Source organism: Streptomyces sp. Ag109_O5-10 (assembly GCF_900105755.1).
Classification (GTDB): Bacteria; Actinomycetota; Actinomycetes; order Streptomycetales; family Streptomycetaceae; genus Streptomyces.
In genome coordinates this window covers 2,411,413-2,437,021 of the sequence record NZ_FNTQ01000001.1, presented here as the reverse complement: position 1 = coordinate 2,437,021, position 25,609 = coordinate 2,411,413, and the positions used below count along the sequence as shown (strand labels likewise).

The following is a 25,609-nucleotide window of genomic DNA, read 5'->3' as shown; positions in this document are numbered from 1 at the left end:
GCACGAACGCCCGCACGCTCCGGCGCCGTTCGACGGCGCCGCGAGCGACCACGGTGGCGCCGGACGCGGCCGCGCACGACTGGCCCGGGTCCCCTTGCCCACGGATTAGGATGGACGCCATGGCCAAGACCAGTACGACGACCCAGGGGCTGCGTGTCGCGATCGAGCGCAGCGGCTACTACCCGGCCCTCGTGGCCGAGGCGGTGGAGGCCGCCATCGGCGGCGAGCCGATCCGGTCGTACCTGGTCCACCAGGAGACGACGTTCGACCAGAACGAGGTGCGGCGGCACGTGACCGTGCTCGTCCTCACGGGCAACCGCTTCATCGTCAGCCACACCGACGAGCAGGCCGCCGACAGCACCTCCCCGACGCCGTACGCGACCACCTCCACCGAGTCGGTCAAGCTCGGCCGGATCTCGTCCGTGGTGGTGAGCCGGGTCGTGGCTAACCCGGAGCAGTACACGCCGGGCACCCTGCCCCGCGAGATCGTGCTGACCATCGGCTGGGGCGCCGTCTCCCGCATCGACCTGGAGCCCGCCGCCTGCGGCGACCCCAACTGCGAGGCGGACCACGGCTACACCGGCAACTCCACGGCGGACGACCTCAGCCTGCGGGTCAGCGAGGCCGGGGACGGCCCGGAGACGGTGCGCCAGGCGCTCGCCTTCGCGCAGGCCATCTCCGAGGCGACCGCGGACGTCACCCGCTGATGGCGTACGCCGCCTGGGACCATCCCGAACCCCTCGCCCTCGGATCCGCCCCGCTGCCCCAGTACGGCAGCGGTTCCCTCGCCGACCTGCTGCCCACCCTGGCCGCGGGCATGGCCGTACCCGGAATGACCGCCTCGATCACGGAGCTGACGCCCGCCGACCGCAACTGCGTCTTCCTGATCGACGGTCTGGGATGGGAGCAGATCAAGGGGCACCCGGACGAGGCGCCCTTCCTCACCTCGCTGCTCGGCAGCTCGCGCGGCGGCACCGGACGGCCCCTCACCGCCGGCTACCCGGCGACCACCGCGACCTCCCTCGCCTCCGTCGGCACCGGCCTGCCGCCGGGCGCGCACGGCCTGCCCGGCTACACCGTCCGCAACCCGCAGACCCAGGAGCTGATGAACCAGCTCCGCTGGCAGCCCTGGACCGACCCGGTCGCCTGGCAGCCGTACCCCACCGTCTTCCAGCTGGCCCAGGACGCCGGCGTGCACGCCGCCCAGGTGTCCTCCCCGCACTTCGAGCACACCCCGCTCACCAAGGTCGCGCTCAGCGGCGGAACGTTTCACGGGCGGCTGACCGGCGAGGAGCGCATGGACCTCGCGGCGGAGCAGCTCGCCGCCGGAGACCGCTCCCTGGTCTACACGTACTACGCCGAACTGGACGGCGCCGGGCACCGCTACGGCGTGGACTCCGACACCTGGCGCGGCCAGCTCATGCACGTCGACCGGCTGGTGCAGCGGCTCGCCGAACAACTCCCGGCGCGCAGCGCTCTGTACGTCACCGCCGACCACGGCATGGTCGACATCCCGTTCGACGAACAGCACCGCATCGACTTCGACGAGGACTGGGAGCTCAGGGCGGGCGTCGCCCTGCTCGGCGGCGAGGGCAGGGCCCGGCACGTCTACGCGGTGCCCGGCGCCGCGAACGACGTCCTGACCTGCTGGCGCGAGGTGCTCGGCGAGCAGTTCTGGGTGGCCTCCCGGGACGAGGCGATCGCGGCCGGCTGGTTCGGCCCGCAGGACCGGTTCGCGGAGCGGGTGTACGCCCGGATCGGCGACGTGGTCGCGGCCGCACACGACGACGTCCTGATCATCGCCTCGGAGCGGGAGCCCAAGGAGTCGGCGATGGTCGGCAACCACGGCTCGATGACTCCCGCCGAGCAGCTCGTGCCGCTGCTCGAAGTACGCTCCTGACACCCTGCCCCCGCTGTCCCCACCACTGACCGAAAGGTGTTCAACTCCCCATGCCCGAGCTGGTGTTCTTCTCCGGAACGATGGACTGCGGGAAGTCGACGCTGGCGCTGCAGATCGCGCACAACCGGTCGGCGAGGGGGCTGCAGGGTCTGATCTTCACCCGGGACGACCGGGCGGGGGAGGGGAAGCTCTCGTCGCGGCTCGGGCTGGTGACCGACGCGGTCGAGGCGGTGCCGGGCATGGATCTGTACGCCCATGTCGTCGACCGGGTCTCGCAGGGCGGCAGGGTCGACTACCTGATCGTGGACGAGGCACAGTTCCTGGAGCCCGAGCAGATCGACCAACTGGCGCGGGTCGTGGACGACTTGGGCCTCGACGTCTTCTCCTTCGGCATCACCACCGACTTCCGCACGAAGCTCTTCCCCGGCTCGCGGCGGCTGATCGAGCTGGCGGACCGGCTGGAGACGCTCCAGGTGGAGGCGATGTGCTGGTGCGGGGCGCGTGCCACGCACAACGCCCGGACGGTAGGCGGCGAGATGGTGGTGGAGGGAGAGCAGGTCGTCGTCGGTGACGTGAGCAGTCCCGCGGCGGAGGTCGGCTACGAGGTGCTGTGCCGGCGCCACCACCGCCGCCGCATGACGAGCGCGACCGCCCATGCAGGCGCGCTCTCGCCGGACGTCCTGCCGGTGACCTCCGACTGACTACGGCCGACTGACTACGGCCGTCCGATGGCGGCCGGGTGCGAAGGAGTACCCCCATGACCGCCCGCTTCAAGGACAAGGTCGTCGTCGTCACCGGGGCCGGAGCCGGTATCGGCCGCGCCAGCGCCAGGGCCTTCGCCCGTGAGGGTGCCACCGTGGTCGCCGCCGGGGCCCGGCCGGAGTCCGTCGAGGAGACCGCGCGGCTCGTCGCAGCGGACGGCGGCACGGCCGCCGCCGTCGTCGCCGACGTCACCCGGCCCGAGGACATGGAACGCCTGGTGCGCACCACGGTGGAGCGCCATGGCGGCCTGCACGTCGCGCACAACAACGCGGGCGTCTTCGGCAGGCCCACCCCGGTCGCCGACCTGGACCTGTCGGCGTGGCGGTCCGTGCTGGACGTCAACCTGAACGGCGTCCTGCTCAGCATGCAGCAGGAGATCCGGCACATGCGGGCGCACGGCGGCGGTGTCATCGTCAACACCGCGTCCAACATCGGATACCACGGGCGCCGCCCCGGCATGGCCGCCTACGCCGCGTCCAAGGCCGCCGTGAGCACCCTCACCCGGGTCGCCGCCCTGGACCACATCAAGGACAACGTGCGCATCAACGCGGTGAGCCCCGGCGCCACGGACACCGGCATGTCGCTGCGCCCCGGCGAGACCGAAGCCGATCGCGCGGCCCGGCTGGCCACGACGGTTCCGATCGCCCGCGTCGCGACCACGGAGGAGATCGTCAACGCGGTGCTGTGGCTGGCGTCCGACGAATCGAGCTTCGTCGTCGGACACGACCTCGTCGTCGACGGCGGCGTCACCACCTGATCCGGCGGCCGATCACCCCTCCGTTTGATCCGGCGGCCGATCACCCCCCCTCCCGTGCGTCCGCGGTGTGGGACGGGCGGACGCGCGCCGTCCCACACCGGCGCCGGCTCAGCGCGGGCTCTGGACCACCGAGAAGACCGCGCCCTCCGGGTCCGCCACGACCGCGACCCGCCCGTGCGCGCTGTCCCGGGCCGGCCTCAGCACCTGCCCGCCCAGCTCGGCGACCTCCCGCACGGTGGCGTCCGCGTCGGCCACCTCGAAGTACGTCAGCCAGTGCGGCCCTTGGTCCCGGGGCAGCGAGAGGCCGACGCCGTGGATGCCCGCCACCGGGCGGCCCCCGACGTGCAGGGTCACGTAGTCGAACGCGGCGGCGACCACCGGCTCCTCCTCGTAACCGAACACCGCCTCGTAGAACTTGGCGACGCTCGACGTCTCGAAGGTGAGCAGCTCGTCCCAGACCGGTGTGCCCGGGACGCCGGTCAGAGTCGTGCCGAGATGGGCCGATCCCTGCCAGATGCCGAACACCGCGCCCGAGGGGTCGGAGGCGATGGCCATCCGCCCGGCCTCGGCCGCGTCCAGCGGGCCGACGCCCACCGTGCCGCCGCACAGCCGGGCCGTCTCGGCCGTCAGGTCCACGTCGTCCGAGGCGAAGTACGGCGTCCACGCGATCGGCAGATGCAGGTCCGGCGGCAGCTGCCCGATGCCCGCGACCTCCCGCCCGTCGAGCAGCGCCCGGACATAGGGGCCGAGCTGCTGCGGCCCGGGCTCGAACTCCCAGCCGAACAGGGCTCCGTAGAACTCCTCGGTCGCGGTCAAGCCGTGCACCATCAGACTCACCCAGCAGGGGGTGCCGGGCGCGCGCCGAGCGTGCGTGTCGCCGTTCGGGCCGGCCGCTCCCCGTACCTCGGTCATCGTCACTCTCTCCTCGGCCCCTCGCGGTGGCCGTGTCGCTTCCGCTCTCCGGACCGGCTGTGCCGCAGCCGCGGGCACGCCCCGTGCCGATGCTCGCACCCTCCGTGGCGTCCCGCGTCCACGGCCGTGGGGCGGCTCTGCCGCGAGGATGCCTGGTCTGCTGCTTCCCGCCCGTCTCCGGTCGACTGCCGTCGGGTGTCCATCAGCTGTACAGCACGTGCCCGATCCCGTACGCCCGGTGATCGAGCCCGTCCGGCCGAGCAGAGTAGTCGTACCTGGACGATGCGGCCACCCCTGGCGTAAGGATGGGGCCATGGAAGCCATCATCACCGCAAGCGAACTCGCCGACGCCCTGACCGGGCCGAACCCGCCCGTCCTGCTGGACGTCCGCTGGCAGCTGACTCCGCCGGGCACCCCGCCCTTCGACGGCCGGGCGGCCTACGCGGCCGGGCATCTGCCGGGTGCCGTCTACGTGCACCTGGACGGCGAACTCGCCTCCGCACCCGGCGAGAACGGCCGGCATCCGCTGCCCGACCTGGCCGTCTTCGGCGCGGCGATGCGCCGTGCGGGGGTGTCGGCGGGCCGGCCGGTCGTGGTGTACGACGGCGGGCAGGGCTGGGCGGCGGCACGCGCCTGGTGGCTGCTGCGCTGGACGGGTCACCCGGACGTGCGGGTCCTCGACGGCGGGTTGCCGTCCTGGACCGGCGCTCTTTCGGCTGACGTGCCCGAGCCGGCCGAGGGTGACTTCGAACCGGCCCCGGGGGCGGGGCAGTTGCTCGACGCGGACGGGGCGGCGGCGCTGGCCCGCTCGGGTGTGCTGTTCGACGCCCGCGCGGGCGAGCGGTACCGGGGTGACGTGGAGCCGATCGACCGGGTCGGCGGCCACATCCCGGGTGCCGTGTCGGCGCCGACCACCGACAACGTCGGCCCGGACGGCCGCTTCCTGCCCGCCGCCGAACTCCGGGACCGGTTCAAGAGCCTGGGCGCTTCGGCGGGGGCCGAGGTGGGCGTGTACTGCGGTTCGGGTGTCTCCGGCGCCCACGAGGTGCTGGCGCTGGCCGTCGCGGGCATCGAGGCGGCGCTGTACGTCGGTTCCTGGTCGGAGTGGTCCGCCGACCCGTCCCGCCCGGTGGCGGTCGGCCCCGACCCGCAGTAGCGGAACAGGAAGGAGGGGGCACGCGCGCGTGCCCCCTCCTTCCTGTCAGCCTCTCACTCCTGCTTCTTGCGCCGCGTCCCGAAGACGATCTCGTCCCAGCTCGGCACGGCGGCACGGCGGCCGGGGCGGACGCCGTCGGCCTCGGCCTGGCGGTCGGTGGCACCGATCAGCCGGTCCCGGTGGCTGCCGACGGAGCGCGGCATGAGGACGTCCGCGTAGGCGGAGCCGGCCGAGGCGGCGGGGGCCGGGGGCTCCTCCGCGGCCGGTTCCGGAGCGGGCTCCTCCGGGATCTCCGCCGGGCGCTCCGGGACCACCATGTCGCCCCGGAAGCTCGGTACCGCCTCCAGCAGGCTGGTCAGCGAGTCCCGTTCGCCGATCGTCTCCTCGACCGGGTCGGACGACTGCGCGGGCAGGGTCGGCCGCTCGCGGTCCCGGTCGCCGGAACGGTCCAACGGCCGGTCCCGCGGCAGCCGCGCGATGCGCGGCACGAACGGAAAGCTGGGCTCCGGTACGGCGAGGTCCTCGGACTCGCCGATCAGCGAGCGCGCCTCGTCGTCGACCGCCTGGACGAGCCGCCGCGGCGGGTCGTAGGTCCAGCTCGCCGAGTGCGGTTCGCCCGCGACCCGGTAGACGAGCAGGACCTCCCAGGTGCCGTCGTCGCGGCGCCAGGAGTCCCACTGCACGGTGTCCTTCTCGGCGCCGCGCAGCATGAGGCGCTCCTGCACGGCCTCGCCGAGCAGTGGCCCGGCGTTCTCGCCGGGCCGGCGGACCGGTGTCTTGCGGGCCCGCTCGGCCATGAAGGCGCGCTCGGCCAGTACCGGACCCTCGAAGCGCCGCACCCGGTCGACGGGGATCCCGGCGAGCTGCGCGACCTCTTCCGCCGTCGCGCCCGCTCGTATCCGCGCCTGGATGTCCCGTGGCCGGAGATGGCTCTCGACCTCGATCTCGATCTGGCCGAGCCGGGGCCGGTCGCCGCGTACGGCGGCGCGGAGCCGTTCGTCGATCGGAAGGGTGTACTCCGTTGAGTCGGCAGCCTTGAGCACCAGCCGTGTGCCGTCATTGGAGACGGCCACGACACGCAGTTCGGGCATGGGGACCTCCCGGGTGGTGCCTGCCGACGTCACGTGCGTCGCTGCTTCCGCTAGTCGAGTGTGGCCTGCCCGGGTGCAGCCTGCCACAACCTTGCCGAGTTGCCCGGCGTGTCGGGCACGGGCCCTGCACCGCCGTTATGGCACGGTTACCTATTCGCAACGCTAAGTGACCAACTCCGCCACCCTGTGCAACTAGCCCCCTCCCGGCGGTCCTGCAAGGCCTCGGACGCCCTGGCGGGAGACCGGACCCAGGGCTCGCAACAGTACTCCATTCGGGCCACCCGCGTGGATTGGCGCGCCGCCCAACTTCTGGCAACAGCCGCTCCCCGGCCGTTCTTTGCCCGTATCGGGCGATCTTGAACGTGGCGTACTTCACGCAATCCTCAGAAACGGAACTAATGGTTTCGTCCGTACGTCCCTTTCTCATGCAGTCGATCGAACAAGTGCGGGAAAGGCAGGCAAGGTTCGGTAATGCGTGAAAGGCCCGGTTCCGGTGACGAGACCAGTACGGGGGAGGAGGCGAAGGGAAGTTCGAAGCGGATCGACCTCAGCGTGCCCCAGGTCGCGGGCAGCGCGGTGGCCGCGGTGGTGGCCGCCAAACTCGCCTCCTACTTCGGGGTGTACGGGACGATCCTGGGCGCCGGAGTCGTCAGTGTGGTCGCCACCTGCGGCGGCTCGGTGTTCCAGCACTTCTTCCGGCGCACCGGTGAACAGTTCCGCGACGCGACGGCGACCGGACCCGGAGTTCCCCGCCCCCGGAAGCAAGCGCCCCTGGCGCCCGGCGAGTTCACGGCGGGCACCGTCTACCGCGCCCGGGTGCGGACCTGGCGCCGCCCGCTGGTCGCGGCCGCCCTGGTGTTCGGGGTGACCATGGCCGGCATCACGGCCTGTGAACTGGTCGCCGGCGCCAGCTTCAGCGGCGGCCACGGTACGACGGTCAGCGGCGCGGTCACCGGCGGCACCACGTCATCCGGGTCGGCCGGCACCTCCGGCGGCTCCGGCTCCTCCGACGCCACGCACCCGCCGGGTTCCGCGGGGTCTTCCGGCGCCGGCACCGGCTCCGGCGACGGAACGGCCGCCTCGCCCGCCCCGTCGCCGTCGTCCTCCTCGGCGGCGTCCCCCGCCCCGCGGGACACGGAGACCGCGGCACCGGTACCGAGCGGGTCCGCGAGCACGGAGCCGGGCACGGCCCCCACGCCCGACGACCCCGCCGGCGGCTCGCCGGCTACTGACCCAGGACCCTCCGCAGATAGTCGTTCTGGAACAGCCGGTCCGGATCGAGCCGGTCCCGCAGCGCGGTGAACTCGCCGAAGCGCGGGTAGACCCCGGCGAAGTAGTCCGCGTCCCGGGTGTGCACCTTGCCCCAGTGCGGACGGCCCTCGTGCGCGGTGAAGATGCGCTCGGCGGCGGTGAAGTACGCCTGGTACGGCGTGCCCCGGAACATGTGCACGGCGATGTAGGCGCTGTCCCGGGCCGAGGCGGTGGACAGGGCGATGTCGTCGGCGGGGGCGGTGCGGACCTCGATGGGGAAGTTCACCCTGAGACCGGAACGGTCGACCATCGTCCGGAGTTCCCGCACCGTGTCCACCAGCGCCTCGCGGGGCACCGCGTACTCCATCTCCACGAACCGCACCCGGCGCGGGGATGTGAAGACCTTGTAGGGAATGTCCGTGTACGACCGGGCGGACAGCGCAGTACTGGAGATCCGGGCGACCGTCGGGACGACGGCGGGCACCGCGCGGCCGAGCAACTGCGCGGCGTGGAAGACCCCGTTGGAGAGGAACTCGTCCTCGAACCAGCCGGCCAGCTGCCCCACCGGCTGCGGCGGGCCGGCGCTGCGGTTGTTGCGCTTTGTGTTGGTGTTGCCGGTGTGCGGGAACCAGTAGAACTCGAAGTGCTCGTTCTCGGTCCGGAGCTGGTCGAACTCGGCGAGCACGCGGTCCAGGGGCATCGGCTCCTCGCGCGCGGTGAGCAGGAAGACCGGCTCCACCGCGAACGTGATCGCGGTGACGATGCCCAGTGCGCCGAGCCCGACCCGCGCGGCCGCGAATATCTCCGGGTTCTCCTTCTCCGAGCAGGTCAGCACCGAGCCGTCCGCGGTGACCAGTTCCAGTTCCCTGATCTGCGCGGCCAGCGACGCCGACTCGCGTCCGGTGCCGTGGGTGCCGGTGCTGGTGGCCCCGGAGACCGTCTGCTCCATGATGTCGCCCATGTTGGTCAGCGACAGGCCCTCACGGGCCAGGGCCACGTTGAGTCTCTTGAGCGGGGTACCGGCCTCGACCGTGACGGTCATGGCCTTGCGGTCGATGTTGCGTATGCCGGTCAGCAGCTGAGGGCGGATCGAGACACCGTCGGTCGCGGCGATCGCGGTGAAGGAGTGGCCGCTGCCGACCGCCTTCACCTTCAGGCCGTCCTCCGCCGCCTGCCGTACGGCCGCCGCCAGTTCGTCCACGGAGGCGGGCAGGACCTCCCGCGCGGGGCGGACGGTGACATTGCCTCCCCAGTTACGCCACGTGCCGCTCTTCCCGTTCGCTGTACTGCTCAACGGTGCCTCCCCGACCCGTGACCGGCCTGCTGAGCCGGCGGTACCCGAGGAAACCGACCGCGACCGCGACGGCCCCGGACACGGCCGGAACCCCGTACCCGGCACGGGCGCCGGCCGCGTCGATCACCCAGCCGGCGACCGAGGAGCCGAGCGCCACCCCGACCGCGAGGCCGGTGCTCACCCAGGTCATGCCCTCGGTGAGCTTCGCGCGAGGTACGTGCTTTTCGATGAGGGACATCGTCGTGATCATCGTCGGTGCGATGGACAGGCCCGCAACGAACAGCGCCACGGCCAGAAGCGGCAGGTTTCCGACCAGTAGGAGGGGGATCATACTCACGGCCATCGCGCATATGCCCAGCAGCCACCTGCGTTCCGGCTTCCCCGCGAACCGCATGAGCCCGAAGGCCGCGCCGGCCACGCAGGAGCCCGCCGCGTACAGCGCCAGGACGACGCTGGAGGCGGCCTTGTGGCCCTGTTCGTCGGCGAAGGCGACGGTCACCACGTCGACCGCACCGAAGATCGCCCCGGTGGCCACGAAGGTCGCCACCAGCACCTGGAGGCCGGGCGCGCGCAGCGCCGAACCTCCGCCGTGGTGGTCCCGCGGGTGCGGCTCGGGTTCGGTGGCCCGCTGGGCGGTCAGCCAGAAGACGCCGGCGGCGAGGAAGCAGGCGGCCAGCAGCGGGCCCGCCTCCGGGAACCAGGTCGTGGACAGGCCGATCGAGAGGATCGGCCCGAAGATGAAGCACACCTCGTCGACGACGGATTCGAAGGAATACGCGGTATGGAGTTGCGGGGTGCCGCCGTAGAGGGCGGCCCAGCGGGCCCGGATCATCGCGCCCAGACTCGGCACCGCGCCGATCCCGGCGGCGCACACGAACAGCACCCAGTCAGGCCCCTCGTAGTGGGCGGCGAGCAGCAGCCCGGCCGCCGCGGCGAGCGCGAGCAGGGTCGCGGGGCGCAGGACGCGGCGCTGGCCGCGCCGGTCGACCAGCCGGGACACCTGCGGCCCGAGCGCGGCGGCGGACAGCGCCATGGTGGCCGACAGCGCGCCCGCGAGCCCGTACCGGCCGCTGAGCTGGGAGATCATCGTGACCACGCCGATGCCCATCATCGACAGCGGCATCCGGCCGACGAAGCCCGCGGCGGAGAAGCCCCTGCTGCCCGGGGCGGCGAACAGGGCGCGATAGGGGCTGGGCACGGGGCTCTCCGACAGATGTGCGAGTAAGGCGTGATGGCGGCTGATACAGCTTACGAGTGGGGCCGCGGTCCTGCACCCGTCCGGCACCGGGGATAAAACTCTCGAATCCGACTCTTCACGCTCCTGTTTCCGGGCCGTCAGTGCCGGGTGGCAGGATCGGCACATGTCAGACGCGCTCGATGCCACCCCCTACGACGCCCTGCTCCTGCTCTCCTTCGGCGGCCCCGAAGGCCCGGACGACGTGGTCCCGTTCCTGGAGAACGTGACGCGCGGGCGCGGTATCCCGACCGAACGTCTCAAGGAAGTCGGGCAGCACTACTTCCTGTTCGGCGGGGTCAGCCCGATCAACGACCAGAACCGCGCCCTGCTGGACGCCCTGCGCAAGGACTTCGCCGAGCACGGCCTGGACCTGCCGATCTACTGGGGCAACCGGAACTGGGCGCCGTACCTGACGGACACCCTGCGCGAGATGGTCGCCGACGGCCGCCGCCGCATCCTGGTGCTCGCCACCAGCGCCTACGCCTCCTACTCGGGCTGCCGCCAGTACCGCGAGAACCTGGCTGACTCGCTGGCCGCGCTGGCGGCCGAGGGCCTCGAACTCCCCAAGGTCGACAAGCTGCGGCACTACTTCAACCACCCCGGCTTCCTCGACCCGATGATCGACGGGGTGCTGGCATCCCTCGCCGACCTCCCCGAGGACGTCCGCGCGGGCGCCCACATCGCCTTCACCACCCACTCGATCCCGACCGCCTCCGCCGACACCTCCGGCCCGGTGGAGACGCACGGCGAGGGCGGAGCCTACGTCGAGGAGCACCTGGACGTGGCCGAGCTGATCGCCGACGCGGTCCGGGAGCGCACCGGCGTCGACCACCCCTGGCGGCTCGTCTACCAGTCCCGCTCCGGCGCCCCGCAGATCCCCTGGCTGGAGCCGGACATCTGCGACCACCTGGAGGAACTGCACGGCGCCGGCGTCCCGGCCGTCGTGATGGCCCCCATCGGCTTCGTCTCCGACCACATGGAGGTCCTCTACGACCTCGACACGGAGGCCACGGCCAAGGCCGCGGAACTGGGCCTGCCGGTACGCCGGTCCGCGACCGTCGGGGACGACCCGCGGTTCGCCGCCGCGATCCGCGACCTGGTCCTGGAGCGCGCCGCCGTGGAGAGCGGGCGGCAGGTCACGCCGTGCGCCCTGGGCGCGCTGGGCGCGAGCCACAACGTCTGCCCGGTCGGCTGCTGCCCGGCCCGCGCCCCCCGCCCGGCGGCGGCCGGTGCCGACAGCCCCTACGCGTGAGGAAGCCCGTGACCGACGCCCTGCACACCGACCTGCTGGACCTCGCCCAGGAGGCGGCCGCCCGCGCGGGCGAGCTGCTGCGGGACGGCCGCCCGGCCGACCTCGCCGTGGCCCGGACCAAGTCCAGCCCGATCGACGTCGTGACCGAGATGGACATCGCGGCGGAGAAACTGATCACCGACCTGATCGCCGGCCACCGCCCCGACGACGGCTTCCTCGGCGAGGAGGGCGCGTCGACGCAGGGCACGAGCGGCGTCCGCTGGGTGATCGACCCGCTCGACGGCACGGTGAACTACCTGTACGGGCTGCCGACCTGGGCGGTCTCCATCGCCGCCGAGCAGGACGGGGAGACCGTGGTCGGCGTCGTGGCGGCCCCGATGCGCGGCGAGACGTACCACGCGGTGCGCGGGGCAGGGGCGTGGGCGACGGGGGCGTGGGAGGGCGAGCGGGAGCTGCGCTGCCGCCCGGCGCCGCCGCTGGACCAGGCGCTGGTGTCGACCGGCTTCAACTACGTCACCGCCGTCCGCACCCACCAGGCCGAGGTCGCGGCCCGGCTGATCCCGCTCCTGCGCGACATCCGGCGCAGTGGGTCGGCCGCGATCGACCTGTGCGACCTGGCCTTCGGCCGGCTGGACGGCTACTACGAGCGCGGCCTCAACGCCTGGGACTGGGGCGCGGGTGACCTCATCGCCCGTGAGGCCGGCGCCCTGACCGGCGGCCGCCCCGGAGAACGCCCCGCACGCTCCCTGACGGTCGCCGGCACGCCCGGCGTCTTCGAGCCCCTCCAGCGCCTCCTGGAGGACTTCGGCGCCTGGCACGACTGAAGCCCGCCGCCGCGGCCGAGCGCCGGCGGCGGGAGAGGATTCCGGGCACCCGCCTTGCCGAGCGGGTCCGGCGAAGTCCGCCGCGTTGGTGCGCGCCCCGCAGGGGCGGGGAACTGCGCGATCAGCCACGACGGCGCCGCGGTCGGCCGAAGCGCGTCTCGCGGCACCTCCAGCGGAGCTCGGAGCTCTGGGCATCGGTCTCGCACGAGGCCGGGAGTCCAGAACGCCCGTGCCCGAGAGGTCCGGGCGCCCGGACAGCCGGTCCCGGGAAAAAAAGATCCCGTGCCGTGGCGGTCGGCAGGAGTCGAACGCCGATGCGGGGGAAGGGATCAGGCACGGGCAGGGCCCCGGCGCTGGATTCGCCGGGGCCCTGCTCTCGTGGTGCTGTGCTGCGGGACTGTCAGACGCTGGTCGCGCCGACCTCCACACCGTGTTCGGCTGCGAGGCGGCGCAGGTCGTCGAGCTCGGCCTGCTCCACTTCGACGAGGAAGTCGTCACCCTCGTCACGAGCCCGGGTGATGTCGGACTCGGTCGCCTTTATGCGCTGCAGAAGTCCTGCGGTGAATGCGTCCATGCTGCGCCCCCTCGTCCTGGGTCGTGGGTCGGTGGCACGGGGGTGTGCCGTTCGGAAGGGGCGATCACGTCTCTCGCGGGTGCCCAGCGCTGCCCTGCTGGGCGGCGACGGTGCCGGACACCCCCATCGTCCACTCTGCTGTAGCGGCGATGTACGTACCGCATGGTGCTGCGGCACATGCAGAGCGTGATCGCGGGGTGTACATGCCGTCCTCCCCCCGCTCCTCTCCGTGGAAACCTCAACCGCAGGAGAAAATCCCGCATTCCCGCCCGGCCGCCTCGGATCCGGCTGCCCAGGTCCCCGTCTTACTGCCGACTTATGGCCGAAAAGGGCAGGATGGAGGTCACACATCCCATGGAGACCCCTGCCCGGGTGCGCCGGTGCGCGCTGCGCGGGTGGACAGCGGAAGGACAAGCGACGTGCGCGTACTCGTCGTCGAGGACGAGCAACTGCTCGCCGATGCGGTGGCCACCGGACTGCGCCGGGAGGCCATGGCCGTCGACGTCGTGTACGACGGTGCGGCCGCCCTGGAGCGCATCGGCGTCAACGACTACGACGTGGTCGTCCTCGACCGCGACCTCCCCCTCGTGCACGGCGACGACGTCTGCCGCAAGATCGTCGAACTCGGCATGCCCACCCGCGTGCTGATGCTGACCGCCTCCGGTGACGTCAGCGACCGCGTCGAGGGTCTGGAGATCGGCGCCGACGACTACCTCCCCAAGCCCTTCGCCTTCAGTGAGCTCATCGCGCGCGTGCGCGCCCTCGGCCGCCGTACCAGCGTGCCGCTGCCCCCCGTCCTGGAGCGCGCCGGCATCAAGCTGGACCCGAACCGCCGCGAGGTCTTCCGCGACGGCAAGGAGGTCCAGCTCGCGCCGAAGGAGTTCGCGGTGCTCGAGGTGCTGATGCGCAGCGAGGGCGCGGTGGTCTCCGCCGAGCAGCTCCTGGAGAAGGCGTGGGACGAGAACACCGACCCCTTCACCAACGTCGTGCGCGTGACCGTGATGACCCTGCGCCGCAAGCTCGGCGAGCCCCCGGTGATCGTGACCGTCCCCGGCTCGGGTTACCGGATCTGATGACCGTGGCCACCACCCCCGCACCCCCACAGGCACCACCCAAGCCCACCTGGGACCCGAGAAGGCCACAGCCGGTCCTGCCGTGGCTGCGCCCGACCATCCGGATACGGCTCACCCTGCTGTACGGCGGCATGTTCCTGATCGCCGGCATCCTGCTGCTCTCGATCATCTACCTGCTGGCCGCCCAGGCCATCAGCACCGGCAACCAGCCATTCTTCAAGATCATCGACGGCACGAACATCCGGGTCTCCAGTGACAACTGCCCGGCGATCACCGGGACCAACAACCTGCCGATCTCGGACTTCAACGCCGCGATCGCCCAGTGCGTGGACCGCCAGCGCCAGGCGGCTCTGGACAACCTGCTCAGCCGCTCGCTCCTCGCCCTGCTGGGCCTGGCCGTGATCGCCTTCGCGTTCGGCTATGCGATGGCCGGCCGGGTGCTCTCGCCGCTCGGCCGGATCACCCGGACCGCCCGCGCGGTGGCCGGTTCGGACCTGTCCCGACGGATCGAGCTGGACGGCCCGGACGACGAGCTCAAGGAGCTCGCGGACACCTTCGACGACATGCTGGAGCGGCTGCAGCGGGCCTTCACCGCCCAGCAACGCTTCGTCGGCAACGCCTCTCACGAGCTGCGCACGCCCCTGGCGATCAACCGCACGCTCCTGGAGGTGCACCTCTCGGACCCCGGCGCGCCCGTGGAGCTCCAGCAGCTCGGCAAGACGCTGCTGGCCACCAACGAGCGCAGCGAGCAGCTCGTGGAGGGCCTGCTGCTGCTCGCCCGCAGCGACAACCAGATCGTCGAGCGCAAACCGGTCGACCTGGCGGAGGTGGCCTCCCAGGCCGTCGACCAGGTGCACGCCGAGGCCGAGGCCAAGGGCGTGACGATCCGGGGCGCTCGGAAACCGGCCGTGGTCCAGGGCAACGGCGTGCTCCTGGAGCGGATCGCCCTGAACCTGCTGCAGAACGCGGTGCGCTACAACGTGCCCGAGGAGGGCTGGGTGGAGGTCAACACCGACATCGAGCACGGCCAGGCGGTGCTGTACGTCGCGAACACCGGGCCGGTGGTCCCGGCGTACGAGATCGACAACCTCTTCGAGCCCTTCAGGCGGCTCCGTACCGAGCGGACGGGCAGCGACAAGGGGGTGGGCCTCGGCCTGTCCATCGTGCGGTCCGTGGCCCGGGCGCACGGCGGGCACATCGTGGCCCAGCCCCGGGAGGGCGGCGGACTCGTGATGCGGGTCACGCTGCCGGTCTGATGCTGTTACAAGATCGCGACACACGCGGGGGATGTTCGCTTTGCGCTGAAATTTCCAGCGGCGTGGCACGTTCCCCTCTGTGTGATCGATCACAAGGGCGGATTTCCGGCCATCTACTCTCCGTGATCATGGCCAGGGGAATAAAGCCGGGAAAATCCCTGTTTTCAGAGGTCTTGATCACGGGAAGTACAGGGTGAGGCGCCTTTGAAGTGCCTCGACGGGACCGTGTACGGTCCCCATCGCCATTCAACCCGATCGCTCTCGAGGGATCCGGTTGGGTGTCGATTGAGTAACAGACCTTGATGTGAGGCAAAATCTCCGCCTCGGGTCGGGCACAAGTCCGGCCTCTCACGCGTTACGTGCGCTGGAGACACCGCAGACACCCAGAGGGGGAGAGCGACATGGCAACCGATTACGACACTCCACGCAAGACCGACGATGACGTGGACTCGGACAGCCTTGAAGAGCTGAAGGCCAGGCGGAACGACAAGTCAACGTCCTCGGTGGACGTCGACGAGTTCGAGGCTGCCGAAGGCCTGGAGCTGCCCGGCGCGGACCTCTCGAACGAGGAGCTGGCCGTCCGGGTGCTGCCCAAGCAGCAGGACGAGTTCACCTGCATGAGCTGCTTCCTGGTGCACCACCGCAGCCAGCTGGCCCGGGAGAAGAACGGTCAGCCGATCTGCCGCGACTGCGACTGAGGGCGGGTCGGGCATGACTGGCTCGACCCCACCTCGGAAGCGCCGCTTCCCGCTCCCGGGAGCGGACTCTGGGCCGTCCGACGGCCCACGCGCGCGTGATGACGAGCGGGGCTCTCCCGACACGGGAGCCTCGCTCGAACCGGCGGCAGTCCGGGGTGACCTCCCGGCGCCGGCGGACAGCCCCGCGCCCGTCGCACGGCGACGGGCCGCGGCTATCCGGGACAAAGCCGTGGACATGGCCCGGGAAGGGGCCCGTAAGGGCGGCAGCCGGGCGAAAGCCGGGCTGGCGTACCTCGCGGACCGGATCATCGAGATCGCCCCTCGTGTCCCCGTACGTGACCTCGCGACCCTGCGCCGGCAGTTCCCCGGCCTGGGGCCCGAACGGCTCGCCGACAAGCTGGTGGCGGGCGCGGCGGGTGCGACCTCGGCGGTCGGGGCCGGTGTCGGGGCGGCGGCGATGCTGCCGGTGCCGCCGGCGATGCCGACCGAGCTGGCCGCGGAGATCACCGGGGTCGCGGCGATCGAGCTGAAGATGATCGCCGAGCTCCACGAGGTGTACGGCGTGCGGCCGCCGGGGAACCTGAAGGCCCGCAGCACCGCGTACCTGTCCTCCTGGTCGAGGGAGCGCGGGATCGACGTGATGAAACCGTCGACGATCAACAACGCCCTCGGCGGGCAGATGAAGCGCGAGCTGCGCCAGCAGATCATGAAGCGGATGGTGCGGGATCTGCCCAACCTGATGCCGTTCATGGTGGGCGCCGCGGTGGGGGCGGTCATGAACCGCCGGGACACCAGGAAGCTCGCGGAGCGGATCCGGAGGGACCTGAGAAAGATCCAGGTGCCCTGGGACGAGCTGCCGGAGCTGCCGCCGCTGGAGAAGCCGGCGGAGCCGCTGCCGATCGCCGAGCTGCCGGAGGATCTCGGCGGCTGACCCCGGTACCGCCGCGGCGGGAGAAGACAGAGCCGTTACGGCTGCCGGGGACGGACGGCGTCCCGTAGGGGCGCGGGGAACAGCACGACCAGCCACGACGGCGCCGCACTCGGGATCGCGGCATCCCAGCGGCGCGCCTACGCCTTCGTGCCGGCCTTCGCCGCCTCGATCGCCGCCGCCAGGGCCTCCGGCTCCCGGGTCGACAGGTACAGGTACGGGGTCGGGTCGTCCGGGTCCGTGACCTCCACCCGGAGGGCCCTCGGGATGTAGGAGCGCAGCAGCAGGAAGGCGCGCACATCCGCCTTGTACGTGCGCCAGGCGCGCGCCTCGTCCGGCTCCAGGATCTCCGCCTGGCCCAGGGCCGACACCGGGATCTTCGCCTCGCCCGCGATCAGCGAGTCGCCGACGACCCGGATCCGCAGGGAGCCGTACGAACTGGCCACCACCGCTGCCGCCGCGGTGCCGCCGACCAGGCCGCCCAGCATCGGCAGGGTGCCGAACGGCAGCAGGATCAGGGCGAACGAGACGCCGACCAGGAAGCTGATGAACCACCAGGACCGGGGGGCGGTGAGACGTTCTTCGTACGGGGTGGCGGAGAGCTGCATGGAGCCAAGCTTGGCACGGTGTCCGGATTCACTGGACGCGCGGGTAAGGTCTGCGGCTGTGAGTGGTAGTTCCGCAGCTCTTCAGCCTCCTGCCAGTGCCCGGAAACCGGAGCGGCACCCCGACGCGCCCGCGCCCGGCGAGCTCATCGGTGCACACTACGAACACTGTTTCGGGTGTGGGCGCGGGCAGTCCCACGGGCTGCACCTGGAGGTACGGGCCGGCGAGGGCGTGTCCCTGACCGCCGAGTTCACCGTACGCCCCGCCCACCAGGGCGCCCCCGGCCTCGCGCACGGCGGGGTGCTCGCCACCGCCCTGGACGAGACGCTGGGCTCGCTCAACTGGCTGTTGCGGAAGATCGCCGTGACGGGACGGCTGGAGACCGACTTCGTGCGGCCCGTCCCCGTGGGCACCACGCTCCACCTGGCGGCCGAGGTGGTCGCCGTGGCCGGCCGGAAGATCTACTCGACCGCCACCGGACGCGTGGACGGCCCCACGGGCCCTGTCGCCGTCCGCGCCGAAGCCCTCTTCGTCGAGGTTCCGGTCGAACACTTCGTCGACAACGGCCGCGAGGAAGAGATCCGGGCCGCCATGAAGGACCCGGACCAGGCCCGGCGCGCCCGCGCCTTCGAGGTGAATCCGTGAACCCTGCAGAATTCCCGAGCCCGGCCCGTTCGGCGGCCCCGCTCGGCGTCCTCGTCCGCCGCGTCGACCCCGACGTACCGCTTCCGGCGTACGAGCACCCGGGTGACGCGGGAGCCGATCTGCGTACCACCGAGGCGTGCGAGCTGAGGCCCGGGGAACGGGCCGTACTGCCCACGGGGGTGTCGATCGCCCTCCCGGAGGGGTACGCGGCCTTCGTACACCCCCGTTCGGGCCTCGCCGCCCGGTGCGGAGTGGCCCTCGTGAATGCCCCGGGGACGATTGATGCCGGGTACCGTGGGGAGATCAAGGTGATCGTGGTGAATCTCGACCCGCGCGAGGCGGTGCGGTTCGAGCGCTTCGACCGGATCGCCCAACTGGTCGTCCAGCAGGTCGAGAGGGTCCGCTTCCACGAGGTGGCGGAACTTCCCGGCTCGGCGCGGGCCGAGGGGGGCTTCGGGTCCACCGGCGGTCATGCCGCGGTGGGCGATGTGAGCGGCACAAGCGGTCAGGCCGCCGACGGCGGTCGGACGGGTGGGAATCGATACGCTTCGGTCGTATCCGACCGGGAAGGACAGTGACGTGTTCGGACGTCGCAAGAAGAAGGGTGCCGCCGAGGACGCGGCCGGCGAGGCCGAGCAGGTCGTCGACAGCGTCGACACCGAGGCGGACGAGGAAGTGGAGGGCGAGCGCGACCGCGTTCGTCTGGAGCCGGAGCCCCGGCCCGACGGGCCGTGGGACGACACCGAGGTGCGCGAGCCCGGCGAGGGCCGGGTGGACCTGGGCGGTCTGTTCGTGCCCGGCGTGGACGGCATGGAGCTCCGGGTCGAGGTCGCGGGCGACGCGATCGTCGCGGCGACCGTCGTACTGCGCGACAGCGCCATCCAGCTGCAGGCCTTCGCCGCGCCCAAGCGCGAGGGCATCTGGGGCGAGGTCCGCGAGGAGATCGCGACCGGCATCACCCAGCAGGGCGGCATCGTCGACGAGGTCGAGGGTCCGCTGGGCTGGGAGCTGCGCGCCCAGGTGCCGGTGCAGCTGCCGGACGGCACGGGCGGCTTCCAGGTCGTGCGGTTCGTCGGTGTGGACGGCCCCCGCTGGTTCCTGCGCGGGGTGATCTCCGGGCAGGGCGCGGTGCAGCCGCAGGCGGCAGGCCTCCTGGAGCAGATCTTCCGGGACACCGTCGTGGTCCGCGGCGAGGGCCCGATGGCGCCCCGCGACCCGATCGTCCTGAAGCTGCCCAACGACGCCCAGATGGTCCCCGAGGGGGTCCAGCAGGAGGAGTCCTCGCGCTTCTCCGGCGGCATGGGCCAGCTCCAGCGCGGCCCGGAGATCACCGAGGTCCGCTAGCAGAGCCGAGAGCGACAGGGCCGTACCCCGCACCCGGGGTGCGGCTCTTTCACATGCGCGGATGCCCCGGTGTGAACGGCTCCCCCTTACTTCACACCTTGACGGAAGTCTGGTCCGTACCTACGGTCTCGGGTCAACGCCTAAGTTCACAGAGGCGCTCCAAGTTCACATACGAGAACATGCGAGAACGGAGTCGCTGTGCGTCGCATCCCCCTGCTCGCGGCCGTGGGAGCCCTGCTCCTGGGCGTCTTCGCGGCCCCCGCCGCCCACTCCGCCCCGAGCACCTTCGTGCACCCCGGGGTCACTGTCTCCAAGGCCCAGCTGGACTTCGCCCGCGCCGAGGTGCTGGCCGGCGCCCAGCCCTGGAAGGCGGCCTACGACCAGATGATGGCGAGCAAGTACGCCGACCTGAACCGCACCCCCACACCCTGGGCCACGGTCGAGTGCGGCTCGTACTCGAACCCGAACTACGGCTGCACCGACGAGCGCGAGGACGCGATCGCCGCCTACACCGACGCCCTCGCCTGGTACGTCACCAAGGACGCCCGCTACGCCCAGAAGGCCATCCAGATCATGGACGCCTGGTCGGCCACCATCACCGGCCACACCAACAGCAACGCACCGCTGCAGACCGGCTGGGCGGGCTCCTCCTGGCCCAAGGCCGCCGAGATCATCAGGTACACGTACACCGGCACCTGGGCCAACGAGGCCCGCTTCGCCACCATGCTGCGCAACGTCTACCTCCCCACCGTCATCAAGGGCTCCAACTCCAACGGCAACTGGGAGCTGTCGATGATGGAGGCCGCCGTCGGCATCTCCGTCTTCCTGGAGGACAAGACCTCCTACGACACGGCCATGGCGAAGTTCCGCACCCGGACCGCCGCCTACGTCTACCTGGCCTCCGACGGGTCGGTGCCGAAGACCGTGCCCAGCCAGAACCTGGACACCACCGCCAAGATCGTCTCCTACTGGCAGGGTCAGTCCACCTTCGTCACCGGCCTCACCCAGGAGACCTGCCGGGACTTCACCCACACCGGGTACGGCATCTCCGCGATCTCGCACGTCGCCGAGACCAGCCGGATCCAGGGCCAGGACCTGTACGGCACGGACGTCGGCGAGCGGCTGCGGCAGGCGCTCGGCTTCCAGGCCAAGTACCAGCTGGGTACCGCCGTCCCCGGCTGGCTGTGCGGCGGCTCCCTGAACCTGGGACTCGGGCCCGTCACCGAGGTCGGCTACAACGCGCTCCACAACCGCCTCGGCATCGCCATGACCAACACCCAGACGCTCACCCAGAACAACCGCCCCGCCGGCACCAACAACCTCTTCGTGGCCTGGGAGACCCTCACCCACGGCGACAACCCCAACTGAGCCGCAGGTACGGGCGCCGGAGCCGCGGCACCGGCGCCCATCAGGGTTGCGTCAAAGATGCCCGCTGCCAGGGTTTCTGCACCGTTCGCCGGGATTGTTGGCCGTAAGGTCGACGCTGCGTTGACGGCAGTTGCAGGAAGACAATAGGACCATGGCACGCGGCAAGCTTCGGATCTATCTCGGTGCGGCACCGGGCGTGGGCAAGACCTACGCCATGCTCTCCGAGGCGCACCGGCGGGTGGAGCGGGGCACCGACTGCGTGGTCGCCTTCGTCGAGCACCACGACCGGCAGCGCACCGAGGTGATGCTGCACGGCCTGGAGCAGATCCGGCGCAAGGAACTGGACTACCGGGGCGCCGTGTTCACGGAGATGGACGTGGACGCCGTACTGCGCCGGGCCCCCGCGGTCGCCCTGGTGGACGAACTCGCCCACACCAACATCCCCGGCTCCCGCAACGCCAAGCGCTGGCAGGACGTGGAAGAACTGCTGGCCGCCGGGATCGACGTGATCTCGACCGTCAACATCCAGCACCTCGAATCGCTCGGCGACGTCGTCGAGTCCATCACCGGCGTGCGCCAGCGCGAGACGGTGCCCGACGAGGTGGTACGGCGCGCGGACCAGATAGAGCTGGTCGACATGTCGCCCCAGGCGCTGCGCCGGCGTATGGCACACGGCAACGTCTACAAGTCCGACAAGGTCGACGCGGCCCTGTCCAACTACTTCCGGCCGGGCAACCTGACCGCCCTGCGTGAGCTGGCGCTGCTCTGGGTGGCCGACCGGGTCGACGAGTACCTGAAGCAGTACCGCAACGAGCACCAGGTCTCGGCGATCTGGGGCTCGCGGGAGCGGATCGTCGTCGGGCTCACCGGCGGCCCGGAGGGGCGGACGCTGATCCGGCGGGCCGCACGGCTCGCCGAGAAGGGGGCGGGCGGCGAGGTGCTCGCCGTCTACATCTCCCGCAGCGACGGCCTGACGTCGGCCTCCCCGAAGGAACTCGCCGTCCAGCGCACCCTGGTCGAGGACCTCGGCGGCACCTTCCACCACGTCGTCGGCGAGGACATCCCCGCGGCCCTGCTCGACTTCGCGCGCGGCGTCAACGCCACCCAGATCGTCCTCGGCTCCTCCCGCCGCAAGGCCTGGCAGTACGTCCTCGGACCCGGCGTCGGCGCCACCGTCGCCCGCGAGTCCGGGCCCGACCTGGACGTCCACATCGTCACCCACGGCGAGGCCGGCAAGGGCCGCGGGCTGCCGGTGGCCCGGGGTGCCCGGCTCGGCCGGGGCCGGATCATCGCCGGCTGGCTGGTCGGACTGGCCGGCCCGGCCGTCATGGCGGTACTGCTCAACACCGTCGACCTCGGCCTCGCCAACGACATGCTGCTCTTCCTGACCCTCACGGTCGCGGCCGCGCTGCTCGGCGGGCTCTTCCCGGCGCTCGCCTCGGCGGCCTTCGGGTCGCTGCTGCTGAACTACTTCTACACCCCGCCCCTGCACCGGCTGACCATCGCCGACCCGAAGAACATCGTGGCCATCGTGATCTTCTTCGGGGTCGCGCTGTCCGTCGCCTCGGTCGTGGACCTCGCGGCCCGCCGCACCCATCAGGCGGCCCGGCTGCGCGCCGAGTCGCAGATCCTCTCCTTCCTCGCCGGCAACGTGCTGCGCGGCGAGACCAGCCTGGAGGAGCTGCTCGAACGGGTCCGGGAGACCTTCGGCATGGAGTCCGCCGCCCTCCTGGAGCGGGCGAGCGACGTCGAGCCGTGGAGCTGCGCCGGGCGGGCCGGCTTCGGCCCCGCCCTGGAGCGGCCCGAGGACGGCGACGTCGACATGCCGATAGGCGACCACATGGCCCTCGCGCTGACCGGCCGGGTGCTGCCCGCCGAGGACCGCCGGGTGCTGGCCGCCTTCGCCGCCCAGGCGGTCGTCGTCCTGGACCGAAGGCGCCTCCAGGAGGAGGCCGAACAGGCCCGCACCCTCGCCGAGGGCAACCGGATCCGCACCGCCCTGCTCGCCGCCGTCAGCCACGACCTGCGCACCCCGCTGGCCGGCATCAAGGCGGCGGTCACCTCGCTGCGCTCGGACGACGTGGAATGGTCCGAGGAGGACCGGGCCGAACTCCTCGAAGGCATCGAGGAGGGCGCCGACCGCCTGGACCACCTCGTCGGCAACCTGCTCGACATGTCCCGGCTGCAGACCGGCACCGTCACCCCGATCGTCCACGAGACCGACCTCGACGAGGTGGTCCCGATGGCGCTGGTCGGTGTGCCGGACGGCAGCGTGGACCTCGACGTCCCCGAGACCCTGCCGATGGTGGAGGCCGACGCCGGGCTCCTGGAGCGGTCGGTGGCCAACCTGGTCGAGAACGCGGTCAAGTACAGCCCCGCAGACCGGCCCGTGCTGGTCTCCGCCAGCGTCATCGCGGACCGGGTGGAGGTGCGGATCGTGGACCGCGGGCCCGGTGTGCCCGACGAGGCCAAGGAGCGCATATTCGAGCCCTTCCAGCGCTACGGTGACGCTCCGCGCGGCGCCGGGGTCGGGCTCGGGCTCGCGGTCGCCCGGGGCTTCGCGGAGGCGATGGGCGGCACCCTGAACGCGGAGGACACACCCGGCGGCGGGCTCACCATGGTCCTCAGCCTCCGCGCGGCAGGATCGGTCACCGAAGCGGCGCAGGCCGTGGCAGAACCCCTGGCAGAACCGGAAAGGCAGGCCTCATGACCCGTGTGCTCGTGGTCGACGACGAGCCGCAGATCGTGCGCGCCCTCGTGATCAACCTCAAGGCGCGCAAGTACGAGGTCGACGCGGCCCCCGACGGCCGTACCGCCCTGGAACTGGCCGCCTCCCGCCACCCCGACGTGGTCGTCCTCGACCTCGGCCTGCCCGACATGGACGGCGTCGAGGTGATCAAGGGACTGCGCGGCTGGACCCGGGTGCCGATCCTGGTCCTCTCCGCCCGGCACTCCTCCGACGAGAAGGTCGAGGCGCTCGACGCGGGCGCCGACGACTACGTCACCAAGCCCTTCGGCATGGACGAGCTGCTGGCCCGGCTGCGGGCCGCCGTACGCCGGGCCGAGCCCGTCACGGGGGGCGGCGAGGACGACGTCCTGGTGGAGACCGAGGGCTTCACCGTCGACCTGGCGGCGAAGAAGGTCAACCGGGCGGGCCGGGACGTGCGGCTCACCCCGACCGAGTGGCACCTCCTGGAGGTGCTGGTCCGCAACACCGGCCGGCTGGTCAGCCAGAAGCAGCTGCTGCAGGAGGTGTGGGGGCCGTCCTACGGGACGGAGACCAACTACCTGCGCGTGTACATGGCACAGCTGCGCCGGAAGCTGGAGGCGGACCCCTCGCACCCGAAGCACTTCATTACGGAGCCCGGCATGGGGTACCGGTTCGAGAGATAGGGCGGTTCGGGGCGGTTCGGAAAGTGAGGCGGGTCGCGAAGTGAGCTGGACTACGGCGGTGTCGGCGTGCCCCGGTAGGCTTCAGACATGAGTGCTGTTCCTCGTTCCGAGAAGCCGGCCGGCCGGTTCCGGCGCATGCTCGACCGGCTCTCCTCGTCCCAGGAGGACCTGGAGTCGGAGGAGCTGCGCGAGGACGCCGACACCGCGGGCTGCATCCGGATCGGCGACTGCCACGACCGGCAGATCGTCACCGTAACTGGTACCTTGCGCACGGTCACCCTGCGGCCGCGCGCCGGGGTCCCGGCCCTGGAGGCCGAGCTGTTCGACGGCTCGGCCGCGCTGGACGTGGTGTGGCTCGGCAGGCGTTCCATCGTCGGCATAGAACCGGGACGCAGGCTGATCGCATCGGGCCGGATCTCGCTGAGCCGGGGCCGCCGGGTGCTGTTCAATCCCAAGTACGAACTGAGACCCCTCGGTAGGGAGTAGCCGGTGACGTCGCTCGACAAGCCGACCGAAGACACGCAGGCGGAGGACGCCCCGCAGCAAGACGCGCGGGCGGTGACCGAGGCCGCGCTCTTCGAGGCGTTCGGCGGTGTCCGGGGCATGGTCGAGACGGTCCTGCCCGGCCTGCTCTTCGTCACGATCTTCACCATCAACAAGGACCTGCACTGGTCGGCGATCGCCGCCCTCGCGGTCTCCGTGGTGCTCGTCGTGGTCCGCCTCGCCATGCGGGACACCGTCAAGCACGCCTTCAGCGGTGTCTTCGGTGTCGCCTTCGGTGTCGTCTTCGCGATGATGACCGGCAACGCCAAGGACTTCTACCTCCCCGGCATGCTCTACACACTGGGCCTGGCGCTGGCGTACATCGTCACGACCCTGTGCGGGGTCCCGCTGATCGGACTGATCCTCGGCCCGGTCTTCAAGGAGAACCTCTCCTGGCGCACCCGCAACCCCGGCCGCAAGAAGGCGTACGCCAAGGCCAGCTGGGCGTGGGGCCTGATCCTGCTCGCCAAGTGCGCGATCCTCTTCCCGCTGTACTGGTGGGCCGACACCGCCCAGCTCGGCTGGGTGCTGGTCGCCCTCAAGATCCCGCCGTTCCTGCTCGCGGTCTGGCTCACCTGGGTCTTCCTGGCGAAGGCACCGGCGCCGATCGACGTGTTCGCGGAGATGGAGGCGGCGGAGCAGGCGGAGAAGGCCGAGGAGGAGCGCAGGGCGGCGCAGGCCGCGGAGAGCGGTGAGGCCGCCGCGGGCGGACGCCACCGCAAGTAGCCCCGTACGTGAGAAGGGC

At 71.6% G+C, this 25,609-nt stretch carries 26 protein-coding genes; 20 read left to right on the top strand and 6 right to left on the bottom strand.

Features of this window, described 5'->3' with window-relative positions; all coding sequences use genetic code 11:
• Positions 1-110 precede the first annotated feature (110 nt).
• The 4 genes from BLW82_RS11190 to BLW82_RS11175 are packed head-to-tail and all read left to right on the top strand — an operon-like array spanning position 111 to position 3,419.
• A complete protein-coding gene (locus tag BLW82_RS11190; RefSeq protein WP_093498645.1) occupies positions 111-707 on the top strand; it encodes a DUF5998 family protein in 597 nt (198 codons plus the stop codon).
• Positions 707-1,900: an alkaline phosphatase family protein gene (locus BLW82_RS11185; RefSeq protein WP_256215753.1), complete on the top strand. Its 1,194-nt coding sequence runs from the start codon at positions 707-709 to the stop codon at positions 1,898-1,900. The genes BLW82_RS11190 and BLW82_RS11185 overlap by 1 nt, the downstream gene beginning before the upstream one ends.
• A gap of 50 nt (positions 1,901-1,950) precedes the next feature.
• Positions 1,951-2,601, top strand: a complete 651-nt coding sequence (locus tag BLW82_RS11180) for a thymidine kinase (RefSeq protein WP_093498643.1) — start codon at positions 1,951-1,953, stop codon at positions 2,599-2,601.
• A gap of 56 nt (positions 2,602-2,657) precedes the next feature.
• Positions 2,658-3,419 carry an SDR family NAD(P)-dependent oxidoreductase gene (locus tag BLW82_RS11175; protein WP_093498642.1) on the top strand — a complete coding sequence of 254 codons (762 nt, stop codon included), beginning with the start codon at positions 2,658-2,660 and terminating at the stop codon, positions 3,417-3,419.
• 108 nt (positions 3,420-3,527) lie between these two features.
• Here BLW82_RS11175 and BLW82_RS11170 read toward each other — a convergent pair whose 3' ends face one another.
• Complete coding sequence (locus tag BLW82_RS11170; protein ID WP_093498641.1) at positions 3,528-4,331, bottom strand: VOC family protein; 804 nt, start codon at positions 4,329-4,331, stop codon at positions 3,528-3,530.
• 313 nt (positions 4,332-4,644) lie between these two features.
• Here BLW82_RS11170 and BLW82_RS11165 point away from each other — a divergent pair, with 313 nt between their 5' ends.
• On the top strand, positions 4,645-5,487 hold the full coding sequence (locus BLW82_RS11165; RefSeq protein ID WP_093498640.1) for a sulfurtransferase: 843 nt from the start codon (positions 4,645-4,647) through the stop codon (positions 5,485-5,487).
• Between the two features lie 53 nt (positions 5,488-5,540).
• Here the strand turns inward: BLW82_RS11165 and sepH are convergent, their stop codons facing one another.
• Entirely contained in the window at positions 5,541-6,578 is a 1,038-nt protein-coding gene (gene sepH, locus BLW82_RS11160; protein WP_093498639.1) for a septation protein SepH, read from the bottom strand.
• A 471-nt stretch (positions 6,579-7,049) separates the two neighbouring features.
• Between sepH and BLW82_RS11155 the strand changes: the two genes are divergently transcribed.
• Entirely contained in the window at positions 7,050-7,880 is an 831-nt protein-coding gene (locus BLW82_RS11155) for a hypothetical protein (RefSeq protein WP_093498638.1), read from the top strand.
• On the opposite strand, the gene BLW82_RS11150 is transcribed toward BLW82_RS11155, so the two are convergent.
• Positions 7,804-9,123, bottom strand: coding sequence for a D-arabinono-1,4-lactone oxidase (locus BLW82_RS11150; protein ID WP_093498637.1), 1,320 nt, complete (start codon positions 9,121-9,123; stop codon positions 7,804-7,806). The two genes, BLW82_RS11155 and BLW82_RS11150, sit on opposite strands and share 77 nt — an antisense overlap.
• The gene (locus BLW82_RS11145) at positions 9,083-10,321 is read right to left on the bottom strand and encodes an MFS transporter (RefSeq protein WP_093498636.1); all 1,239 of its coding nucleotides are present in this window, start codon (positions 10,319-10,321) and stop codon (positions 9,083-9,085) included. Before BLW82_RS11145 ends, BLW82_RS11150 begins: the two co-directional genes overlap by 41 nt.
• Before the next feature lie 163 nt (positions 10,322-10,484).
• Between BLW82_RS11145 and BLW82_RS11140 the strand changes: the two genes are divergently transcribed.
• Together BLW82_RS11140 and BLW82_RS11135 are read left to right on the top strand one after the other, a co-directional pair.
• Entirely contained in the window at positions 10,485-11,612 is a 1,128-nt protein-coding gene (locus BLW82_RS11140; RefSeq protein ID WP_093498635.1) for a ferrochelatase, read from the top strand.
• 8 nt (positions 11,613-11,620) lie between these two features.
• Positions 11,621-12,436 (top strand): inositol monophosphatase family protein, encoded by an 816-nt coding sequence (locus BLW82_RS11135; protein WP_093498634.1) that lies wholly within the window; start codon positions 11,621-11,623, stop codon positions 12,434-12,436.
• Positions 12,437-12,836: 400 nt separating this feature from the next.
• Here BLW82_RS11135 and BLW82_RS44375 read toward each other — a convergent pair whose 3' ends face one another.
• Positions 12,837-13,010 (bottom strand): hypothetical protein, encoded by a 174-nt coding sequence (locus BLW82_RS44375; protein WP_167450044.1) that lies wholly within the window; start codon positions 13,008-13,010, stop codon positions 12,837-12,839.
• A 419-nt stretch (positions 13,011-13,429) separates the two neighbouring features.
• Here BLW82_RS44375 and BLW82_RS11130 point away from each other — a divergent pair, with 419 nt between their 5' ends.
• The 4 genes from BLW82_RS11130 (at position 13,430) to BLW82_RS11115 (ending at position 16,968) form a co-directional block, all read left to right on the top strand.
• Positions 13,430-14,083, top strand: a complete 654-nt coding sequence (locus tag BLW82_RS11130; RefSeq protein WP_003993508.1) for a response regulator transcription factor — start codon at positions 13,430-13,432, stop codon at positions 14,081-14,083.
• A gap of 5 nt (positions 14,084-14,088) precedes the next feature.
• The gene (locus BLW82_RS11125) at positions 14,089-15,339 is read left to right on the top strand and encodes a sensor histidine kinase (protein WP_093507994.1); all 1,251 of its coding nucleotides are present in this window, start codon (positions 14,089-14,091) and stop codon (positions 15,337-15,339) included.
• Between the two features lie 401 nt (positions 15,340-15,740).
• On the top strand, positions 15,741-16,037 hold the full coding sequence (locus BLW82_RS11120) for a DUF4193 domain-containing protein (protein ID WP_003997302.1): 297 nt from the start codon (positions 15,741-15,743) through the stop codon (positions 16,035-16,037).
• Between the two features lie 13 nt (positions 16,038-16,050).
• Positions 16,051-16,968 (top strand): hypothetical protein, encoded by a 918-nt coding sequence (locus BLW82_RS11115; protein WP_093498633.1) that lies wholly within the window; start codon positions 16,051-16,053, stop codon positions 16,966-16,968.
• A gap of 137 nt (positions 16,969-17,105) precedes the next feature.
• Here the strand turns inward: BLW82_RS11115 and BLW82_RS11110 are convergent, their stop codons facing one another.
• A complete protein-coding gene (locus tag BLW82_RS11110) occupies positions 17,106-17,573 on the bottom strand; it encodes a DUF3093 domain-containing protein (RefSeq protein WP_093498632.1) in 468 nt (155 codons plus the stop codon).
• A gap of 58 nt (positions 17,574-17,631) precedes the next feature.
• On the opposite strand from BLW82_RS11110, the gene BLW82_RS11105 reads away from it, so the two are divergent.
• The 8 genes from BLW82_RS11105 (at position 17,632) to BLW82_RS11070 (ending at position 25,590) form a co-directional block, all read left to right on the top strand.
• A complete protein-coding gene (locus tag BLW82_RS11105; protein ID WP_093498631.1) occupies positions 17,632-18,216 on the top strand; it encodes a PaaI family thioesterase in 585 nt (194 codons plus the stop codon).
• Entirely contained in the window at positions 18,213-18,794 is a 582-nt protein-coding gene (dut, locus tag BLW82_RS11100; protein WP_093498630.1) for a dUTP diphosphatase, read from the top strand. Before BLW82_RS11105 ends, dut begins: the two co-directional genes overlap by 4 nt.
• 1 nt (position 18,795) lies before the next feature.
• Positions 18,796-19,560, top strand: coding sequence for a DUF3710 domain-containing protein (locus BLW82_RS11095; RefSeq protein WP_093498629.1), 765 nt, complete (start codon positions 18,796-18,798; stop codon positions 19,558-19,560).
• Positions 19,561-19,758: 198 nt separating this feature from the next.
• Positions 19,759-20,928 (top strand): alginate lyase family protein, encoded by a 1,170-nt coding sequence (locus BLW82_RS11090; RefSeq protein WP_093498628.1) that lies wholly within the window; start codon positions 19,759-19,761, stop codon positions 20,926-20,928.
• Between the two features lie 151 nt (positions 20,929-21,079).
• Positions 21,080-23,638 carry a sensor histidine kinase gene (locus tag BLW82_RS11085; RefSeq protein WP_093498627.1) on the top strand — a complete coding sequence of 853 codons (2,559 nt, stop codon included), beginning with the start codon at positions 21,080-21,082 and terminating at the stop codon, positions 23,636-23,638.
• Positions 23,635-24,321 (top strand): response regulator, encoded by a 687-nt coding sequence (locus tag BLW82_RS11080; protein ID WP_093498626.1) that lies wholly within the window; start codon positions 23,635-23,637, stop codon positions 24,319-24,321. The genes BLW82_RS11085 and BLW82_RS11080 overlap by 4 nt, the downstream gene beginning before the upstream one ends.
• An 87-nt stretch (positions 24,322-24,408) precedes the next feature.
• Positions 24,409-24,807 carry an OB-fold nucleic acid binding domain-containing protein gene (locus tag BLW82_RS11075; RefSeq protein WP_093498625.1) on the top strand — a complete coding sequence of 133 codons (399 nt, stop codon included), beginning with the start codon at positions 24,409-24,411 and terminating at the stop codon, positions 24,805-24,807.
• A gap of 3 nt (positions 24,808-24,810) precedes the next feature.
• Complete coding sequence (locus BLW82_RS11070) at positions 24,811-25,590, top strand: DUF3159 domain-containing protein (RefSeq protein WP_093498624.1); 780 nt, start codon at positions 24,811-24,813, stop codon at positions 25,588-25,590.
• The last annotated feature ends 19 nt before the right edge of the window (positions 25,591-25,609 follow it).

What these genes read in the sequence shown, in the direction of transcription:
- BLW82_RS11110 (WP_093498632.1), bottom strand. Translation starts at nt 17,573, where the DNA reads ATGCAGCTCTCCGCCACCCCGTACGAAGAACGTCTCACCGCCCCCCGG.
- BLW82_RS11085 (WP_093498627.1), top strand. Translation starts at nt 21,080, where the DNA reads ATGGCACGCGGCAAGCTTCGGATCTATCTCGGTGCGGCACCGGGCGTG.
- sepH (WP_093498639.1), bottom strand. Translation starts at nt 6,578, where the DNA reads ATGCCCGAACTGCGTGTCGTGGCCGTCTCCAATGACGGCACACGGCTG.
- BLW82_RS11185 (WP_256215753.1), top strand. Translation starts at nt 707, where the DNA reads ATGGCGTACGCCGCCTGGGACCATCCCGAACCCCTCGCCCTCGGATCC.
- BLW82_RS11175 (WP_093498642.1), top strand. Translation starts at nt 2,658, where the DNA reads ATGACCGCCCGCTTCAAGGACAAGGTCGTCGTCGTCACCGGGGCCGGA.
- BLW82_RS11080 (WP_093498626.1), top strand. Translation starts at nt 23,635, where the DNA reads ATGACCCGTGTGCTCGTGGTCGACGACGAGCCGCAGATCGTGCGCGCC.
- BLW82_RS11170 (WP_093498641.1), bottom strand. Translation starts at nt 4,331, where the DNA reads ATGACCGAGGTACGGGGAGCGGCCGGCCCGAACGGCGACACGCACGCT.
- BLW82_RS11190 (WP_093498645.1), top strand. Translation starts at nt 111, where the DNA reads ATGGACGCCATGGCCAAGACCAGTACGACGACCCAGGGGCTGCGTGTC.
- BLW82_RS11120 (WP_003997302.1), top strand. Translation starts at nt 15,741, where the DNA reads ATGGCAACCGATTACGACACTCCACGCAAGACCGACGATGACGTGGAC.
- BLW82_RS11115 (WP_093498633.1), top strand. Translation starts at nt 16,051, where the DNA reads ATGACTGGCTCGACCCCACCTCGGAAGCGCCGCTTCCCGCTCCCGGGA.
- BLW82_RS44375 (WP_167450044.1), bottom strand. Translation starts at nt 13,010, where the DNA reads ATGGACGCATTCACCGCAGGACTTCTGCAGCGCATAAAGGCGACCGAG.
- BLW82_RS11165 (WP_093498640.1), top strand. Translation starts at nt 4,645, where the DNA reads ATGGAAGCCATCATCACCGCAAGCGAACTCGCCGACGCCCTGACCGGG.
- BLW82_RS11155 (WP_093498638.1), top strand. Translation starts at nt 7,050, where the DNA reads ATGCGTGAAAGGCCCGGTTCCGGTGACGAGACCAGTACGGGGGAGGAG.
- BLW82_RS11180 (WP_093498643.1), top strand. Translation starts at nt 1,951, where the DNA reads ATGCCCGAGCTGGTGTTCTTCTCCGGAACGATGGACTGCGGGAAGTCG.
- BLW82_RS11075 (WP_093498625.1), top strand. Translation starts at nt 24,409, where the DNA reads ATGAGTGCTGTTCCTCGTTCCGAGAAGCCGGCCGGCCGGTTCCGGCGC.
- BLW82_RS11140 (WP_093498635.1), top strand. Translation starts at nt 10,485, where the DNA reads ATGTCAGACGCGCTCGATGCCACCCCCTACGACGCCCTGCTCCTGCTC.